This window comes from Nostoc sp. (genome assembly GCF_036917455.1).
In the GTDB taxonomy this organism is placed as follows: domain Bacteria; phylum Cyanobacteriota; class Cyanobacteriia; order Cyanobacteriales; family Nostocaceae; genus Nostoc.
In genome coordinates, this window is record NZ_JBALDK010000253.1 from 1 (window position 1) to 16,524 (window position 16,524).

Annotated in this window: 13 protein-coding genes, 1 pseudogene and 2 riboswitches; of the genes and pseudogenes, 9 read left to right on the forward strand and 5 right to left on the reverse strand. The window is 41.7% G+C overall.

All coding sequences use genetic code 11. From position 1 onward, the window contains the following. A pseudogene (locus V7K42_RS27725) lies at positions 1-671 on the reverse strand (Fis family transcriptional regulator); the annotation flags it as partial. Positions 672-1,283: 612 nt separating this feature from the next. Between V7K42_RS27725 and V7K42_RS27730 the strand changes: the two are divergent. Further along, positions 1,284-2,069: an RNA polymerase sigma factor SigF gene (locus V7K42_RS27730; protein ID WP_334920776.1), complete on the forward strand. Its 786-nt coding sequence runs from the start codon at positions 1,284-1,286 to the stop codon at positions 2,067-2,069. Between the two features lie 58 nt (positions 2,070-2,127). Here V7K42_RS27730 and bchD read toward each other — a convergent pair whose 3' ends face one another. Then, the gene (bchD, locus tag V7K42_RS27735; protein ID WP_334920778.1) at positions 2,128-4,152 is read right to left on the reverse strand and encodes a magnesium chelatase ATPase subunit D; all 2,025 of its coding nucleotides are present in this window, start codon (positions 4,150-4,152) and stop codon (positions 2,128-2,130) included. A gap of 91 nt (positions 4,153-4,243) precedes the next feature. Here bchD and V7K42_RS27740 point away from each other — a divergent pair, with 91 nt between their 5' ends. Together V7K42_RS27740 and rnc are read left to right on the forward strand one after the other, a co-directional pair. Next, complete coding sequence (locus V7K42_RS27740) at positions 4,244-4,831, forward strand: Uma2 family endonuclease (protein WP_334920780.1); 588 nt, start codon at positions 4,244-4,246, stop codon at positions 4,829-4,831. 163 nt (positions 4,832-4,994) lie between these two features. Then, positions 4,995-6,194, forward strand: a complete 1,200-nt coding sequence (gene rnc, locus V7K42_RS27745) for a ribonuclease III (protein WP_334920782.1) — start codon at positions 4,995-4,997, stop codon at positions 6,192-6,194. A 58-nt stretch (positions 6,195-6,252) separates the two neighbouring features. On the opposite strand, the gene V7K42_RS27750 is transcribed toward rnc, so the two are convergent. Beyond that, positions 6,253-7,443 carry a sensor histidine kinase gene (locus V7K42_RS27750; protein WP_334920786.1) on the reverse strand — a complete coding sequence of 397 codons (1,191 nt, stop codon included), beginning with the start codon at positions 7,441-7,443 and terminating at the stop codon, positions 6,253-6,255. A 418-nt stretch (positions 7,444-7,861) separates the two neighbouring features. After that, positions 7,862-8,084: riboswitch (cyclic di-AMP (ydaO/yuaA leader) on the forward strand. 97 nt (positions 8,085-8,181) lie between these two features. Here V7K42_RS27750 and ntrB point away from each other — a divergent pair. The 6 genes from ntrB to V7K42_RS27780 all read left to right on the forward strand — a co-directional run bounded on the left by ntrB (position 8,182) and on the right by V7K42_RS27780 (position 14,840). Continuing rightward, on the forward strand, positions 8,182-9,033 hold the full coding sequence (ntrB, locus tag V7K42_RS27755; protein WP_334920788.1) for a nitrate ABC transporter permease: 852 nt from the start codon (positions 8,182-8,184) through the stop codon (positions 9,031-9,033). 75 nt (positions 9,034-9,108) lie between these two features. Next, on the forward strand, positions 9,109-10,551 hold the full coding sequence (locus V7K42_RS27760) for an ABC transporter substrate-binding protein (RefSeq protein ID WP_334920790.1): 1,443 nt from the start codon (positions 9,109-9,111) through the stop codon (positions 10,549-10,551). Between the two features lie 153 nt (positions 10,552-10,704). Beyond that, the gene (locus V7K42_RS27765; RefSeq protein ID WP_334920799.1) at positions 10,705-11,541 is read left to right on the forward strand and encodes an ABC transporter ATP-binding protein; all 837 of its coding nucleotides are present in this window, start codon (positions 10,705-10,707) and stop codon (positions 11,539-11,541) included. Positions 11,542-11,557: 16 nt separating this feature from the next. Continuing rightward, a riboswitch (cyclic di-AMP (ydaO/yuaA leader) is annotated at positions 11,558-11,693 on the forward strand. Positions 11,694-11,861: 168 nt separating this feature from the next. Continuing rightward, positions 11,862-12,482: a universal stress protein gene (locus V7K42_RS27770; RefSeq protein ID WP_334920801.1), complete on the forward strand. Its 621-nt coding sequence runs from the start codon at positions 11,862-11,864 to the stop codon at positions 12,480-12,482. A gap of 437 nt (positions 12,483-12,919) precedes the next feature. Then, positions 12,920-14,233 carry an amino acid permease gene (locus V7K42_RS27775; RefSeq protein WP_334920792.1) on the forward strand — a complete coding sequence of 438 codons (1,314 nt, stop codon included), beginning with the start codon at positions 12,920-12,922 and terminating at the stop codon, positions 14,231-14,233. 61 nt (positions 14,234-14,294) lie between these two features. After that, entirely contained in the window at positions 14,295-14,840 is a 546-nt protein-coding gene (locus V7K42_RS27780) for an RNA 2'-phosphotransferase (protein ID WP_334920794.1), read from the forward strand. Positions 14,841-15,057: 217 nt separating this feature from the next. Here V7K42_RS27780 and V7K42_RS27785 read toward each other — a convergent pair whose 3' ends face one another. Next, entirely contained in the window at positions 15,058-15,189 is a 132-nt protein-coding gene (locus tag V7K42_RS27785) for a hypothetical protein (RefSeq protein WP_334920796.1), read from the reverse strand. Between the two features lie 73 nt (positions 15,190-15,262). Further along, positions 15,263-16,081 carry an NADPH-dependent oxidoreductase gene (locus V7K42_RS27790; RefSeq protein ID WP_334920798.1) on the reverse strand — a complete coding sequence of 273 codons (819 nt, stop codon included), beginning with the start codon at positions 16,079-16,081 and terminating at the stop codon, positions 15,263-15,265. Between the last annotated feature and the right edge of the window lie 443 nt (positions 16,082-16,524).

Consider the following 16,524-nt stretch of genomic DNA (forward strand, 5'->3'; position numbering starts at 1 on the left):
TTGAGTAAATTTTGCACAAAACTTAAGGTGACACCAAAGTTTTTAGCCAGTTTTCGCTGGGAAATGTCACCGCAGGCATAAGCATCAACAACTTTTTTCAGTACTGATTCTTGTACCTGCGCCACCACATCATTACCCGAAACTTGCCATTCTCTAGCAAAATCGGAAACTACTCCGTCTTCTATAACGCTGACATCTGTTGAAAGATATTTAATCTCTTGGGCTGGTTTCCAAAAAGTAATTGATGTTTCCGCCCAATCAAAAAATTGGGGTAGGTTCTCTGGGCCTTGTTCTCCCCGTAATAAAGAAGTTAAGTACATACGGGACATACCAATGCGAAGGGCTTCTGGTACTTGACTTCGCTTTTCTAGATCCAGTTTTTCCCACTGCACCACGCCAGTAGCCAGATACCGCAGAGTGTCCGTCACAGATATATCTAGAGAGCGTGCTTCTGGCTCAGATGTGAGTAAATGAAGACTGCGGGCGCTGTGCTTATCCCATTCAACATCAATACCTCGGATAGTTTGTAACCAGCGCTGAACTGTTGCTTTCTGACGTGGTTGCATTCCGAGTTCTTGACACAACTCTTCTAGAGTTGGCCCTTGTTTATGGATGCTGAACCATTGCTGAAGTGTATCCAGAATTTTTTGTCGGTGTTTGGTGATTTTCATTGTTCACCCTCCTGTTTAGGAGAAGTGTGACACCCACCAAACTGGCATGTCAATCACCTGTTTCTATGTTTCCACTAAGTTTCCAAAGTTTCTACTTTACCAATATTGAATGGAAATGTCCCTCAAGACTCAACTAAGTACAAATCCCCATAAAAATGAGTTGGAATTCTGTTTTTTGTAGCTTAGGTTTTGTTCATCAGCCCAACTTTCAATTGGGGTTTTCGACCTTTATTAATGACGGTGTGTACTAAGAGATAAAATTTCCCAGTCTCTTTTGCGATTAATTCAGTACTGATTTACGTTGTTCTCGCTATGACAGATGGTTATGAGTTCGGCTATGCATTGTTCAGCATAAATAGCTAGTTTTTGTTGCAAAAGCTAAAGATTATGTGCAATTCAAGAGTTATGTAAAAAACAAAAATAACCTGTATGTAACAGAGATGTGAAAAAAATCATGCGTACAAATACTGAATTGTGGAGTTCGACCCCTCACAAGTTCAGTGAAACGACGATGGCTTATTCTTCCCCGACTAAGCAAAATAATAACAGCTTAGAAGAAAATATACGCAACTCTATTTTCTCAGGAATAGGAGTTACAACAAGGGAATGTATATGGCAACAAGTGAGTCCTCTTTACGAACTGATGGTATAGAATTATTACACTTGTACCACCAGAATCCTTCTATTAAACTTCGTAATAAACTTGTACAGTTACATACTGGCTTAGTACGGAAGATGGCTCATAAATTCAGCCATCAATGTAATGAACCTTATGAAGATTTAGAACAAATTGGGTATTTTGGTTTGATTAGGGCTATTGAGCGTTTCGACCCTAGCCAAGGATATGCTTTTAGTTCCTTTGCAGTGCCATATATTCGTGGAGAGATGCTGCACTTTTTGCGCGATCGCAGTACTCTATTAAAAATCCCCCGTCGTTGGCAAGAGTTATACAATGAAGGGCAAAAGATTCGCAAGGACTTGGCAATGTCTTTAGGTCGCCAGCCCAAGGATGCTGAAATTGCTAGCCATCTCCGGGTATCTGTGCAAGAATGGCAAGAAACCAAGTTAGCTGCTCAAAATCGGATGCCTTTGAGTTTAGATGCAACCGCAGTTAACTATGTTGATTGTCAAATAACCTTGGGTGAAGCGCTTCCTTGTCCTCGTTCTCATGTCCTCCTACAACAGGAAGAAGAACGCCAACAACTGCAAGGTGCAATCAATATGTTGGAAGAAAAGCCCCGCATGGCAGTTGAAATGGTATTTTTAAAAGAACTTTCTCGCAAAGATGCCGCTAAAAATATTGGCACTAGTCCAATGACAGTAACACGGTATCTGCAAAAGGGAATTCAAGATTTGATTTACTATTTACAACCACAGGTAATGCCCACTGGATCGTAGTCATTAGTCAATGATCAGTAGTTAGTAGAAAAGCAACTGACAAATGACAAATGACTAATTATCTAGATTTTAAATCAGCGATCGCACCTTTGGTCATAGCAGCAATAGCTTGGTCTGTCGCTTTTGGCAAATGATAATATTTACCGCCTGCTGTTTGCGATAATTCTTTAGCAAAGCCAGTAGACACAAATTTACTTTCGGTATCAATTACTAATAGTTGCATCCCCAAAGCACGAATTCTAGCAGCAATTTCTAATAATTCTCCTTTGATATCTGGCTTTTCTCCTGGTTCTAGCTGTTCACCCAAAGAACGCGCTAAGGGAATATTACCCCGCCCATCGGTGATTGCTACAAGGACAACTTGCCCAATATCTCCACTCATCTGGGCATTTAAGCCGACGCGCACAGCTTGAGTTAAACCATGCGCTAAGGGCGAACCTCCACCACAGGGCAACCTTTCCAAACGGTTACGCGCTAAAGCAATAGAACGTGTTGGAGGCAATAATACCTCTGCCTGTTCTCCCCGGAAAGGAATTAATGCTATTTGATCGCGATTTTGATAAGCTTCTGTTAAGAGTTGCATCACCGCACCTTTAGCCGATTGCATTCGATTCAGGGCCATTGAACCAGAAGCATCTACCACAAATACTACCAACGCCCCGGCTTTGCGTACCAGGCGTTTCGAGCGAATATCAGGTTGTTCGACAATAACTTTTCTATCTGGTTGTCTTTCTCTGCGTGCTTTTTGATAAGGAGCGGCTGCTCTTAAGGTAGCATCTACTGCAATGCGTCGCGCTTTCCCCTTGGGTAACATCGGCTTAATGTAGCGTCCCCTGTCATCGGAAAAAATGACACTGCGACTACCAGATTTACCTTGCCGCTTCGCCGTTTGAGTAAAATACAGCACGCTGTCATCAAGGATTATCCCTTCTGGATCAAAGATAAACTCTTCCGGGATGTCGGGGGGTTCTTGCTCTTGATTTTCTTCCTGTTCTTCTTGTTCCTCTTCAGATTCGTCTTGGGGTTCTTCTTGATTCTGTTGCGGTGGCGGTGGAGGAGGTGGTGGTGCTTGTTCGGGTGGTGGTGTCTGCACAACTGTGGCGCGTGGTACAATCACCAGTTCTACAGCCCGGCGCAAATCTTCGGCATTGACTGTTGTCCGTCCCTCCAAAGCCGCCGCCGCTTTTGCAACCCGCGTGGCGAATAACTCGGCGCGATGTCCCTGAACTCCTCCGCGAATGGACTCATCGACCAAGTAAGCAATTTGTTCATGGGTGATGATGACTTCTTTCAACCATTCCCGTGCCAAAATGATTTGGGTTTTGAGGGAGTCTAAATCTTCGTTGTACTGTTTGAGGAAATCTTGGGGAGATTTAGAATAAGCGATCGCAACTTCAACTGCCTCTACCCTTTGATCTAAGCCGAGTACACCGTCAGCAGAGAGTGCGATCGCAATTCTATCTAATAAATGCTCCCGTAATCCGCCTTCTTCTGGATTGTAGGTGGCAATAAATAGGGATTTACACGGATGCTGAAAACTAATTCCTTCTCGTTCAATCTGGTTGCGTCCCTCAGATAATACTGTTAGAAGCTGATTTGATATTTGGTCATCTAATAAATTAATTTCATCTACGTACAGTACACCCCGGTTTGCTGTAGCGAGTAATCCCGGCTGAAAAATAGTATCACCTTGTTTTACCGACTTCTCAACATCTACTGAACCCAGGAGTCGGTCTTCTGTGATACCTAGAGGAATTTGCAAAAAAGGCGCGGGAATGATTTCGACGGGAACATCTTGAATATCTTTGTCTGCGTACTCCGCCAAAAGTTGATCGTCCCATTGTTCTGGGTGATTGGGATCGCAATTACTGATTGAACCTTTGACAACTTCGATGGGCGGTAGTAGAGCGTGGATAGCACGAGCCATTACAGATTTTGCCGTACCGCGACGACCTGCGATCGCTACTCCCCCTAAACCAGGATCGACTGCTGCTAACAGCAAGGCTAGTTTAATTGCTTCTTGACCGACTACGGCAGTCAAGGGAAAGGCAGTGATGCTGGGATTGATAGTAGGCGCAGGCATTGTTTGCTTTCATAGCGAGTCTTGGCCTTTAGCATACCAATTTCTGGCACATTTAGAATAGGGATTATGGCAATGAGACAAAGGTAAGGTTATGAGTATTGCTCAGGCTAAACGCTTCACACTGGATGAATACCACAGGCTTGGAGAATTGGGCTTTTTCCATGAAGATGACCACATTGAATTAATCAACGGGGAAATTATTGAAATGGCATCCAAAGGTAAAGCCCATGAAACTTGTTTAAGGAATTTGTGGAAACGACTCCCAAAAATTGTCGGAGATAGAGCAACTTTGCAATCTCAAGCCCCGATTACTTTGCCACCTAACAGCGAACCTGAACCGGATTTTGCAATTGTTCAAAACCGAGATGATAATTATCTATCGTCTCACCCTAAACCTACTGATATTTTATTAATAATGGAAGTTTCCGATTCTTCTTTAGCTTATGACCAAGATGTAAAAATACCTCTTTATGCTAAAGCAGGTATTGCTGATTATTGGATATTCAATTTATTCGATAATTATTTGGAAGCTTATAGTGAACCTTATCAGGATAATCAAGGTAAACATGGTTGTTTAAATAAGCGAATTATATTGTCAAATCAGGTAATAAGTTTTCCTTGCTTTCCTGATTTATCTCTTGATTTAAGTAAAGTATTTCCGCCAAAGCTGAATTTTTAAATTTTGTTATGTAGCAATCCTGAATTACTGAATAACGAGAAGAAAATTTTAGGTATTTTATATAGTGCGATCGCGCAAAGTAAGGTATAAAATATTTGTTAGCTTGAATATTGTTGACACCGCTATTTAATTATCGTGGGAACCATACAAATAAAATACTTCAATGGCTATTAGTAATCGCAACAGAATCGAGACTGCTTTAATTTATTTAAATCAGGGTTTACACCCCTATGTTGAGCAGCAAATGCAGACAGTCCACGGTGAACGCTGGCTGAAAATAGCTACATCCTGTCTATCTGATAACCAAAGTATAAAGCGCGATCCAGAAGACATTCTGCACGACGATATTTCTGAATTACTAAAAGTAATAATTGGACAGTGGAGTCAGGTTTTTAAAATAAAATTAGGTCATGGAGAACGTGCCTTAATTAGCGAAATTATTGAAGTTCGTAATAAATGGGCGCATGAAATTAATGGAAAACGTTTCTCTACTGATGATACTTATCGCGCACTTGATAGTATTGCTCGACTTCTCAAAGCCATTTCAGCATCAGAGGCAGATATTGTAGAAAAGCACAAGCAAGAAGTTTTGCGATCTCTTTCTCCAAAACAAGCTGAAGAAGTACGCATCAGAGAAAGCTTGGATGAATTACTAAAACAATTACCTTTTCAAGATGCTTCTCTCCTGCTTCGCGCACTGACTCACACATCGTATATACATGAAAATCCTAATTCAGGTGAAGATAATGAGCGACTTGAGTTTTTAGGTGATGCTTTACTAAATTTTTTAAGTGGTGAGTATCTTTATCGTCGCTATCCTGATAAAAAAGAGGGCGAACTAACACCTTTGCGTTCTCGGTTAGTCGATAAGCCGCAGTTAGCAAAATTTGCTGTTAGTTTAAGCCTGGGTAAATGGATGCGACTAGGTAACGGTGCAGAAAAAGATGGAGGACGCACACAATCTAGATTGCTAAGTAACACTTTTGAAGCAATTATCGGCGCATATTTTTTAGATTCGGGAACTGAGTTAGTACGGGATTTTGTAGAACCATTGTTTGATTCAGTGATAGCTGAAAATCTATCTATTTCTCAAAAACCTGATACTAACTCCAATAATTTTGTAGTTGTAGACTCAAAAAACCGCTTTCAAGAATGGGTGCAACGCAACGTTACTCCAAATCCTCCCAAATATTTTACAGAACAAATAGGGGGCCCTTCTCACGCGCCTGAATTCATCGCCAAAGTATTTGTGGATGAAGAAAAAGAACCACGGGGAATAGGTAAGGGACGCAATAAGAAAGATGCTGAGAAAGCTGCTGCTGAGGATGCGCTAGCTAAGTTAAAAAAACAAGGGTTGTTGTAAAAATGTTTTTTGATTTCACGCAGAGGCGTAGAGAATAATTTTACGTCTTGGCGCGAAATCAACTTTCTATTTGTAAGGGTAAAATTACTGTGAAAGTAGAACCAACTCTCACCTCAGAAACTAAGTTAATTGTACCTTGGAGGAGTTTTACTAACCGCGAAACGATCGCTAGCCCCAATCCTGTACTATCGGGTAGATAAGGACGATCGCTAGAACTAACGCGAAAGTAGGGTTCAAATATCTGGGCTTGGTTTTCTGATGCAATGCCAATTCCAGTGTCACAAACTGCGATCGCGCATCTTTCCTTATCCAACACCTGACACATTATAATAACAGTCCCCGACTCTGTATAGCGAATCGCATTACTAATAAGATTTGTAACAATCTGTTGGCATTGAAAAGGATCTGTGATTAATTCTTTGGGAGCGCGATCGCAATCTACTACGACTTTTAAACTTTTCCCAGCAGCTAAAGGTTCCAACATTTCACAGACATTATTGATTAATTCACGCACATCAGTGGGTGCCAGTTGGAGTTTTATCTGCCCTGCCTCATACCGCGAAAGTTCTAATACATCATTGATTAGGTGGAGTAATTGTCTCCCGTTACGTAGTACCCGCTCAATATGTTCGAGATTGGCAGAGTTGTCTTTTATCTCAGTTTTTCGTCGTTGTTGGCGTAAAAACAGATCCGAGTAACCAATGATGGAAGTTAGGGGATGCTTCAATTCATGGGCCAGTTGCGAAAGATACTCTTGATTTGCGCTAATCAAGCGCGTGAGTTCCTCATTATGGAGCGTTAGTGATGACTGCAACTGCTGTAATTCTCGTAAGCGTTGCTCAACATAACTCTTGAAACACCGAGCGATCGCTTCGTCTATGATAGCGTCAACCAAACGCATAGAACGAATTATATCTACAGGCGTTCCCTTCAATAAATCTGCTTGTAGAGCATCAAATATTACTGTTCGCAGCAGATGATATTCTCTGGCAATTTCTGCTGGATCGTAACCTTGTTCCGCTCGAATAGCTCCATGCTGAAAGCTGGCAGTAACTATCGACTGAACATCATTATCCTGGGATTTTGAAAGCACTGTCACCATTGCTTGTAAAACATTAGGGATATGATCCTTTACTGCTGTATAAGATAGGTCATCAGCACTTTCAATCCGTCTATCCTTGCGAACTGCTGTAACCCATTTATCAAGGATGGTGTCCGTTTTTTCAGCCAGTACTTGACTAAAATCCATTATGTTAAATTCAGCTAAGAGATAGATGAGCAAACTGCCATATCCAATTAGTCTAGCGAGTGCAGTGGTTTTTTACCAGGTGCAAGAATTTCATTCACCTACCAAAAGGAATATATTATAAATATTTTTTTATCTAACCTTATTTGTTGGTTAAATAAAACTCTCTCAGTATAATCCAGCTTAAAATTAAGAAATATTAATTAAACACGTAACAATCTTTATGCTTGACTAGGCTATATTGTTTAGCTTTCTGGGCAGGGATTTCACCCAAAATTCAACTATAAATACGAATTATAACTAGTACCATAGGTCAAGTAAAAATCTTTAATTGCAGCATAAAATCTAACTATATTTATCATAAGATAGATGGCTTTTACTGAGCAGCAATGTTATATTATGCATAATTTAGTAATCCATTAGAGTAAGTCAGCCTAATTCAGCGTGTTACAGTGCATAACGCTGGAGCGGAGGAACCAAATTGTGGGGCGTATCTCATCTAAAGTGGGGAGTTGAGAATGAGGAGTTAGAAATTATTAATATTTAACTCATAACTTATAACTCATAACTCATTACTTTCTTGTGAAGGGCATCTCTCAGCCCTAGCCCGTCAGCTAACTTCGTAGGCATTGAGAGGAGACTGAAGAGACGGCATTTTTACCATGTTCCGATCTCATCGGTGTCCAAGGCTGGTACTGCTCGGATTTTTTGTACCTGCACTTAAATCTGTTGAGGTCGTAAATGATATTTCAATTAAATTTTGTTGCGATCGCAGCGATCGCAACACAAGCTGCGTGGAAAAAAACAAAACCTGTAATCCTCAGAGATGTATTTATTCTACCTGCATTGGGCTTCTTAGGAATCATCTTATTGTGGTGGATTATTGCACTTGCCAACCACGAATTGATGCCCACCCCACCAGAAGCGCTAATCGCCAATCTGGACTACATCTTAAATCCCTTCTACCAAAGAGGCCCAGGTAACTTAGGAATTGGTTGGTTGTTGATTGCAAGTCTGCGTCGCGTATTACTGGGTTTTTTATTAGGTGCGGTAGTAGCGATTCCTCTGGGTTTTCTCATTGGGATGTCCAGATCGGCAATGTTAGCGCTCAATCCCATCATTCAAATTTTTAAACCTGTATCGCCTTTAGCTTGGCTGCCCATCGCCTTAGCAATTTTCAATTTAGCAGATCCTTCAGCCATTTTTGTAATTTTCATTACCTCACTATGGCCGACAATTATTAATACCGCTTTAGGAGTTTCTAGCGTTTCCAAAGATTATTTAGATGTGGCACGAGTGCTAGAAATGCCCCGTTGGAGGCGGATTACCAAAATCATTTGGCCAGCAAGTTTACCGTATATTTTTACAGGTTTACGAATTAGTTTAGGCATTGCTTGGTTAGTAATCGTTGCCGTAGAAATGCTAACAGGCGGTATTGGTATCGGCTTTTTCGTCTGGGATGAATGGAGTCGTTTAAACTTGAGTTCAGTCTTTTTAGCTGTGTTCATAATTGGCTTAACTGGGTTAATTTTGGATTCCGCTGTGGGCAAAATCGAAGAATTCGTAACCCATCGCCCGAAAACTTCCAACTAACAATATCAAAACAGCAAGATGTAATCAGAATCTGCGCTTTTGCATGAGCAACTAATCACCAATGGAGCTACAAAAATGGGTGATATAAACTGGAATCGACGAGATTTTATCAAAGGAATAGGAGCAACCACAACCGGCATAGCGCTGTCTTCCTGTGGAATTTCAGGAGATAGATCAGCTAAAGGATTAACTGAAGAAGCCTTAGCTGTACAACCAGTAATTAGATCGCAAGACTTAGAAAAATCTGACCTTACTGTTGGTTACGTTCCCGTTAATGATTGTGCGCCATTTGCGATCGCCTGGAAAAAAGGTTTCTTCCGCAAATATGGTTTGAACGTCACACTTAACCGCGAGGCTAGCTGGGCCACCTCCCGCGACGGTTTAATTTTTGGTCGTCTAGATGCTGCACCCGTCGTATCTGGTGCTGTCACCAATGCTAGAATTGGAGCCGAAGGCGCACGCCACGCCCCCTTGTGTGCGGCCATGACCATTCACCGCCACGGTAATGCCATGACTATGAATAAAGCCATGTGGGACTTTGGGCTGCGTCCGTGGTATGAATATCAAGAAAAATATGGCGATGGTGCTTTAGAAGCCTTTGGACGCGATTTTCGAGGCTACTTTGACAAGCAACCGCCAGAAAACAGAGTTTGGGCGGTTGTATTAAGTTCCGCCATTTACGAATATTTTGTCCGCTACTTATCCGCCGCCGCCGGAGTCGATCCTTTAAAAGAGTTTCGCGTCATCATCGTTCCGCCTCCCCAAATGGTGACAAACGTGCGGATTGGTGCAATGCAAGCTTACATGGTTGCAGAACCCTGGAATACACGAGCAATAACAGGTAACGAAAACATCGGTTTTACCTTTGCACAAGGCAAAGAAGTCTGGTTAGGACACCCAGATCGACTTTTAGGGGTGATGGAATCTTTCATCGATAAATATCCCAAAACCTATCGTTCCCTAGTCAAGGCGATGATTGAAGCTTGCCAATATTGCAGCAAAGCAGAAAACCGCCAAGAAGTAGCCGAACTGCTTACAGAACGTTCCTTTACAGGTGCAAAACCCAAAAAGAAAGATGCCCCAATTGCGAAGTTTACAAGTCCGGGAATTCTCGGAAATTACAACTATGGCGGCTTTGATGGTAAAGACCGCACCATCAAAGCTGCTGACACCACGATTTTCTTCGATATTCCTGACAACCTTCCCAAACAACCAGAAGAACACTCTACATTCTTATGGAGATCGAGAAGTCTCTGGTTAATGACACAAGCAGCGCGGTGGGGACAAATAAAAAAATTACCCAAAAATGCTGAAAAAATAGCAGAACAGGGCTGGAGAACAGATTTATATCGGGAGATAGCATCTGAAATGGGCATCAAATGTCCCAAGGATGATTACAAGGTCGAACCACCAGAAGTATTTATAGATAAGAAAGGCTTCGACCCCAGCGATCCTGTGGGTTATCTAAATAGTTTTGCCATCAGGGCTAACGCTCCCACTAAATTTTTCATGTCTTAAGCTGTCGTGCATTTAATTTGCACAACTAGGGTACTCAAGTTGCTCAACCCACAAAAGATTTATTTTTTGGAGGATGCGAATTAAAAAATTTTGGCTGAAATGCCAAGTTCAAATATTGACTGATGACTAAATTATTTCGGGAGCATTTTGATGATGGAATATACCTCATTACCTATTAATACCCAAACCGAAGTTTTACCCCATACTGGATTTTTAGAAATTGAAAATTTAGTCAAGTCTTATCCGACACCTGATAAAGAGAACTTTGTCGTTTTAGATGGAGTCAATCTAACGATTAGTGAAGATGAGTATATTTCTGTAATTGGTCACTCAGGTTGTGGGAAATCAACCCTACTAAAGATAGTAGCTGGTTTAGAAAAAGCCACATCAGGCTCAGTCCGGCTAGATGGAAAAGAAATCCGTCAGCCAGGAGCAGAGCGGATGATGGTATTTCAGAACTATTCGCTGTTACCTTGGTTAACAGTACGCGAGAATATCCGTTTAGCTGTGGATGAAGTGCTAAAAAATGCTAATCGGGCTGAGAAAATTAGCATTGTAAATGAACACTTGGCAATGGTAAACTTGACGGCGGCAGCTGACAAATATCCTGATGAAATCTCTGGAGGGATGAAACAACGAGTAGGTATTGCCAGAGCTTTAGCAATTCGTCCTCAAATGTTGCTGATGGATGAACCTTTTGGGGCACTTGATGCGCTAACTCGTGGCAAATTGCAACGGCAGGTATTGGATATTTGGGAAAGTAATCGTCAAGCAGTGATGATGATTACTCACGATGTAGACGAAGCAATTTATATGTCAGATCGCATCGTCTTGATGACCAATGGCCCATCTGCTAGTATAGGAGAGATATTAGAAGTTCCTTTTGAACATCCACGCGATCGCGCTGCCATGCGAAACTCAAAAGAATATTTTGAACTCCGCAACCACGCCCTAAATTTCCTTGATCGCTATTTTGCCCAAGACGAGTAAATTAGACTATCATTTTTTTAGTGGGTAGCCTAATTCAAATTCATGAAAGCTGGATTTGGAACGGAGGAACCAATATTTGGGGCTAATCTTATGAGAGACACCTTCCAGTCTTAGCCCGTCAGCTAACTCCGTAGGCAATGGAAGGAACCCCCAAGACTTTGGCTGTAATACAGTTATTATTGGGGTTTCCTGGACTGATTTAAGATTTGCAATTTTGGTTATCGTCACTCAATCCAAAATCCAAAATCCAAAATCTGTCCCCCTGCTTCTCATTGTTAATTCATTTCATTGGGAGAAGTAAAGCTGTGCAAATCAAGCCAATGTTAGCACGTCTGCAAAGTGCCACAGGTCGAGATGACTTAATTGAACAAATGGTACTGCTACCAGAACCAAAAAAACCTTTTTTTAAAAAACCTCAAGAAGCAAAAGCAGTTAATTTAATTGTTGCTTATGACGCATCTCCTAACAGTCATACGGCACTAGATATTGCCTTCTGGATTGCCCATCAAACCCGTTTAGCTACTAATGCAGAAGTCACCGTTCAAGCTGTTTATGTGGTAGAAGATAATCAAAGTAATCAATATCCAAATCTTTTGAGCTTTCCAACACAACAGTCTTCATTAGAATGTCAAATTAGTGAAGGCTCAAACTCTATCACACAGGTATTAACTCAACCCAAATTGCAGACAGTGGTAACTCCCCTGCAACAAGCAGATATAATTCTCTGGCAAGCTCGGAGTCTAGCTGAAGAATGGCAGGGTTCTTTCAAATCTCATTTGCGTTTTGGCTGCATTTCTACAGAACTTCACAAAGTTGTTGAATCCGAAGCCGCCGATATTCTGTTTCTAGGTTGCAACTCTATCAATCATCGGATGATTGAAGCGTTAGGTTCTAATTTTCCTTGTGCTGTTTTAGGTATTCCCAGTTGTATTGATGAATAATCCCTGTTTAAAATTACGGTAATCTTAGTCATAGAAAAGTCACCTAAAAGTAGGTGGCTTTTTTAGATCCTACATTCCGTAGGTTGCTCAACAAAGTAGATAATATTTTTGACAAGCAGAATCAAGAAACTATAGTATAAACTTTGGTTCATGAGTGAGGTTAGAAATAAGCTTGACCTCAGAAACGACAACTAGATGAACAGCTTGAAAACAATTGAGAAATCATGCTGTGCGTCCCCACCAACCTATTTATATCAACGTTTAAAGCAAAATAGTATAATAAGCCTCTTCGCGTTAGTATAAAATATTTAATTACGCTCGTGGAATAATAGACTGTAAAGCGATCGCCTGAAATACTGGCAACACCTAAAACCAGGGTTTTTGTGAAGAATATTTACGTATGTTAATATTGCTTGGTTTAGGTACAGATATTCAGTATGGTTCCAATAAAGACTGTTCTCAAAGATTCAGAGGAAGTCACTCGGTTGTTTTCTCATCTCGAATTTGATGGAAAAAAGCTCAGTCATCAACCGGGTAGTGTATTGGGAAGTACTGCATTAATTGCGGGAACCACAGTTGGGGCAGGAATTCTCGCCCTACCAGCCGTTACCCTGCCATCTGGGATTGTGCCATCCACATCTGGACTGATTGCTGTTTGGCTCTACGCTTTAGTTTCTGGGTTACTAGTTGCAGATGTTACCTTAAACACGATGCGAACAGAAGGGCGTGCGAGTATCGGTTTTATGGGAGTTGTCGAGAAAATCCTTGGTAAATTGGGAGCGCGACTTACAGGCGGCGCATATTTATTTATGCACTATGCTCTTTTGGTGGCATACATTACCGAAGGTGGAGAAATCTTAGCTTATGCGGCGGCAAAAATTGGGGGTGTGCAGATATTGCCTACATGGGTGGGCACCACGACTTTCACACTTTTATTTGGTGGCATTATGTATCTTGGGCGAGAAAAGTTTATTGAAAAATTAAACAGCGCTTTTGTCGGAATTGTCATCGTTTCTTTCTTGGGACTCTTGTTTTTTGCGAGTAGGCGCATTCAGAGTACCCAACTGTTATTTCAGAATTGGAGTGCCCTTGGTAGTGCCATTTCAGTGATGTCTGTGGCACTATTTTTTCAAAATGTTGTGCCTCTGGTTGTAACGCAACTTGAAGGAGATGTTCGCAAAATTCGTCAGTCTATCTTAATGGGTTCTGTAATTCCTCTAATTATGTTCTTGGCGTGGAATGCCGTAATTTTAGGAAGCGTCACCCCCGATATACTACATGGCACATCTGACGGTAGAACTGTTCTGGTCGATCCATTACAAATTCTCCGAGCAGGTGGAGCGGGAGAATGGTTAGGAGTACTAGTATCCATTTTTTCAGAGTTTGCGATCGCTACATCATTCATTGGATTTGTATATGGTTTGCTGGATTTGTTCAAAGATATTTTCTCCATCACACAGGGCAAATTTTCTAGTCGCCTCCCTCTATATTCCCTAGTTCTTTTCCCTCCGATGACTCTCGGAACGCTCAATCCCAGCATCTTTTTTACTGCCCTAGATTACACTGGAACGTTCAGTGTCTCAGTTCTAGGTGGAATTATTCCGGCGTTAATGAGTTGGAAGCAAGATCAAGCACAAGAAAAATCAGATAGTACAAATCAACCACTCGTCCCTGGTGGGAAGGTGACGCTGATTGTGATGATTGGAGTGGCATTAGCCATGATGGGAAGACAAATTCTGTCAATTTACTAAAAATCTTGATGTAACATTATAAATATATACTTGTAGTATAATTCCTACCCACCACAATCTTATGAGTGATACTCGCCTCGTCCAAATCAGCAAATATCTCAGCAAATATCTGCGACATACACCAGATGCAATTGGAATTAAACTTGCTCCTGGTGGTTGGATTGCTGTTGATGAACTACTTACCGCTTGTGCTAAAAACAAGTTTCCGATTACCCGTCAGGAATTAGAGGTGGTAGTTGAATACAACGAGAAACAACGCTTTTCTTTTGATTCTACAGGTACTCTAATTCGTGCTAACCAAGGACATAGTGTAAAAGTCGATTTACAGTTAGAACCTGTTACTCCCCCAGATCAGCTTTATCACGGTACGGGACGCAAATCTGTAGAGTCAATTTTGCAAACGGGACTTAGCAAAATGTCACGACATCATGTCCATTTATCGAAGGATATTGCAACAGCACAAACTGTTGGTGCAAGACATGGAAAAGCAGTAGTTTTTATTGTAAATACTGCGGCAATGCATCAGGCGGGTTACATCTTCTATTGTTCTGCTAATGGTGTTTGGTTAGTAGATCGTGTGCCACCTGAGTATCTAGAAAGAATTTGATTTTTTAGAGAAAGTCAGAATCACTGATGCTGGAGATTGGTGGAAGTGAGGTAAAGCGTACTTTAGCAAATGTACCGCACTCAGCAAAGTCAAGTTGATCGAAGTTTCCCAGGATGCCAAATCCATATCATCAAAAAGTACCTGCGGCATTGGTAACAAGGATATCCAACCCGCCGAATTTTTCCACTGTAGTATTAACTACCCGCTCAATATCTGCTTAACTGGTAAGGTTTGCACGCAGAGATAGCACCTCTGTACCTATTTCGCTTGCAATCTCCGCAGCAGTTTGGTCGATTAACTCACTGCGGGCGCAGATGGCAATTTTACGGGCAAATTGCCTTTTTGCCAAAACCTTTACTAGCAGCTGTCACTAAGGCGACTTTGCCACGGAGTTGCAAATCCATAATCTTGATTCTGCTTGTTTAGAGTAACTTGAAGCCGAGTTGATTGAGAACTTCACGCAAGCGATCGCGTCCTTTCAATGATTCAACAGTGGCGATCCTTTGGGCTGAGTGTTCTGACCAATCACCAGCAACATTCATCTTTTGTTCAGTATAGAATTCTTTGATGATGTCATTGTAATGAGCGATCGCTTCTTCTTGCTCCGCCAATTTATAAGTTTCACGGTGCAGAACAGCTGATTGTGGCAACCTTGGCTTAATCGCTGCTTCTACCTCTGGATTTGGATAGCCTACACATAACCCAAATACAGCAAACACAGAGGAAGGTAAATTTAATATCTCTGCTACCTCTTTCGGGTGGTTGCGGATTGCGCCAATATATACTGTTCCTAAACCGAGTGACTCGGCTGCGGCTGTTGCGTTTTGTGCCGCCAAAGCGGCATCAACTGTTGCCGTCAAAAACATTTCCAAGTATTCTAGAGCATCGTGAGATATGCCGCGACTGTCAGCTACGTAACTTAGACGCGCTAAGTCTGCTAACCAAACCAAAAATAAAGGAACCTGTTTAATATGTGCTTGGTTCCCCGCTAATTTAGATAACTCCTCTTTGCGTTCTCGATCTTCGACTGCTACCACACTCCAAGTTTGCAAATTAGAGGAAGTAGATGCAGATTGGGCGGCTGCAATTAATAACTCCAGAGTTTCCGGTGGTAGAGGATCGGATAGATAAGACCTGATGGAACGGTGAGATAATAGTGCCGTCAGAGAATCATTCCATTGTTCGGGATTGAAGGGAATTTCACCGTAGCGCGATCGCAGTAGTTCTGTAGGATTAGTCATAATCAACTCCTAGATTTTCAGATATTTTATTGTGTAGAGGCATAGATCCATTAAAGGTTGAATGAACAAGTATTTCGCTGTGACTTTAGGCACTTTTAGATCCCCCCTAAATCCCCTTCAAAAGGGTGAAGAATCAAAGTTCCCCAATCGATTGGGGGATTTAGCCCGGATTTCTCACCACATGTCGATTAAGCCTGCGCTTGAGCAGGGGAGCAGGGGAGCAGGGGAGCAGGGGAGCAGGGGAGCAGGGGAGCAGGGGAGGCAGGAGAGCAGGGGAGCAGAGGAGAGTTCAAATACTAAGTTCTTTCCCCTCTGCCCCTCCTTCGCCTCAAGCTTGTGAGAAATGCGAGTAAGCTGCTACGCAGCTAAATTTAATAAACAGCATTACCTTTATTTTTAATCTTGCGCTCCCATTTAATAATAAGGCCTCCTTCATTTAACAA

Coding starts and splice junctions, on each gene's coding strand:
- V7K42_RS27730 (WP_334920776.1), top strand. CDS start 1,284: ATGGCAACAAGTGAGTCCTCTTTACGAACTGATGGTATAGAATTATTA.
- bchD (WP_334920778.1), bottom strand. CDS start 4,152: ATGCCTGCGCCTACTATCAATCCCAGCATCACTGCCTTTCCCTTGACT.
- V7K42_RS27740 (WP_334920780.1), top strand. CDS start 4,244: ATGAGTATTGCTCAGGCTAAACGCTTCACACTGGATGAATACCACAGG.
- rnc (WP_334920782.1), top strand. CDS start 4,995: ATGGCTATTAGTAATCGCAACAGAATCGAGACTGCTTTAATTTATTTA.
- V7K42_RS27750 (WP_334920786.1), bottom strand. CDS start 7,443: ATGGATTTTAGTCAAGTACTGGCTGAAAAAACGGACACCATCCTTGAT.
- ntrB (WP_334920788.1), top strand. CDS start 8,182: ATGATATTTCAATTAAATTTTGTTGCGATCGCAGCGATCGCAACACAA.
- V7K42_RS27760 (WP_334920790.1), top strand. CDS start 9,109: ATGGGTGATATAAACTGGAATCGACGAGATTTTATCAAAGGAATAGGA.
- V7K42_RS27765 (WP_334920799.1), top strand. CDS start 10,705: ATGGAATATACCTCATTACCTATTAATACCCAAACCGAAGTTTTACCC.
- V7K42_RS27770 (WP_334920801.1), top strand. CDS start 11,862: ATGTTAGCACGTCTGCAAAGTGCCACAGGTCGAGATGACTTAATTGAA.
- V7K42_RS27775 (WP_334920792.1), top strand. CDS start 12,920: ATGGTTCCAATAAAGACTGTTCTCAAAGATTCAGAGGAAGTCACTCGG.
- V7K42_RS27780 (WP_334920794.1), top strand. CDS start 14,295: ATGAGTGATACTCGCCTCGTCCAAATCAGCAAATATCTCAGCAAATAT.
- V7K42_RS27790 (WP_334920798.1), bottom strand. CDS start 16,081: ATGACTAATCCTACAGAACTACTGCGATCGCGCTACGGTGAAATTCCC.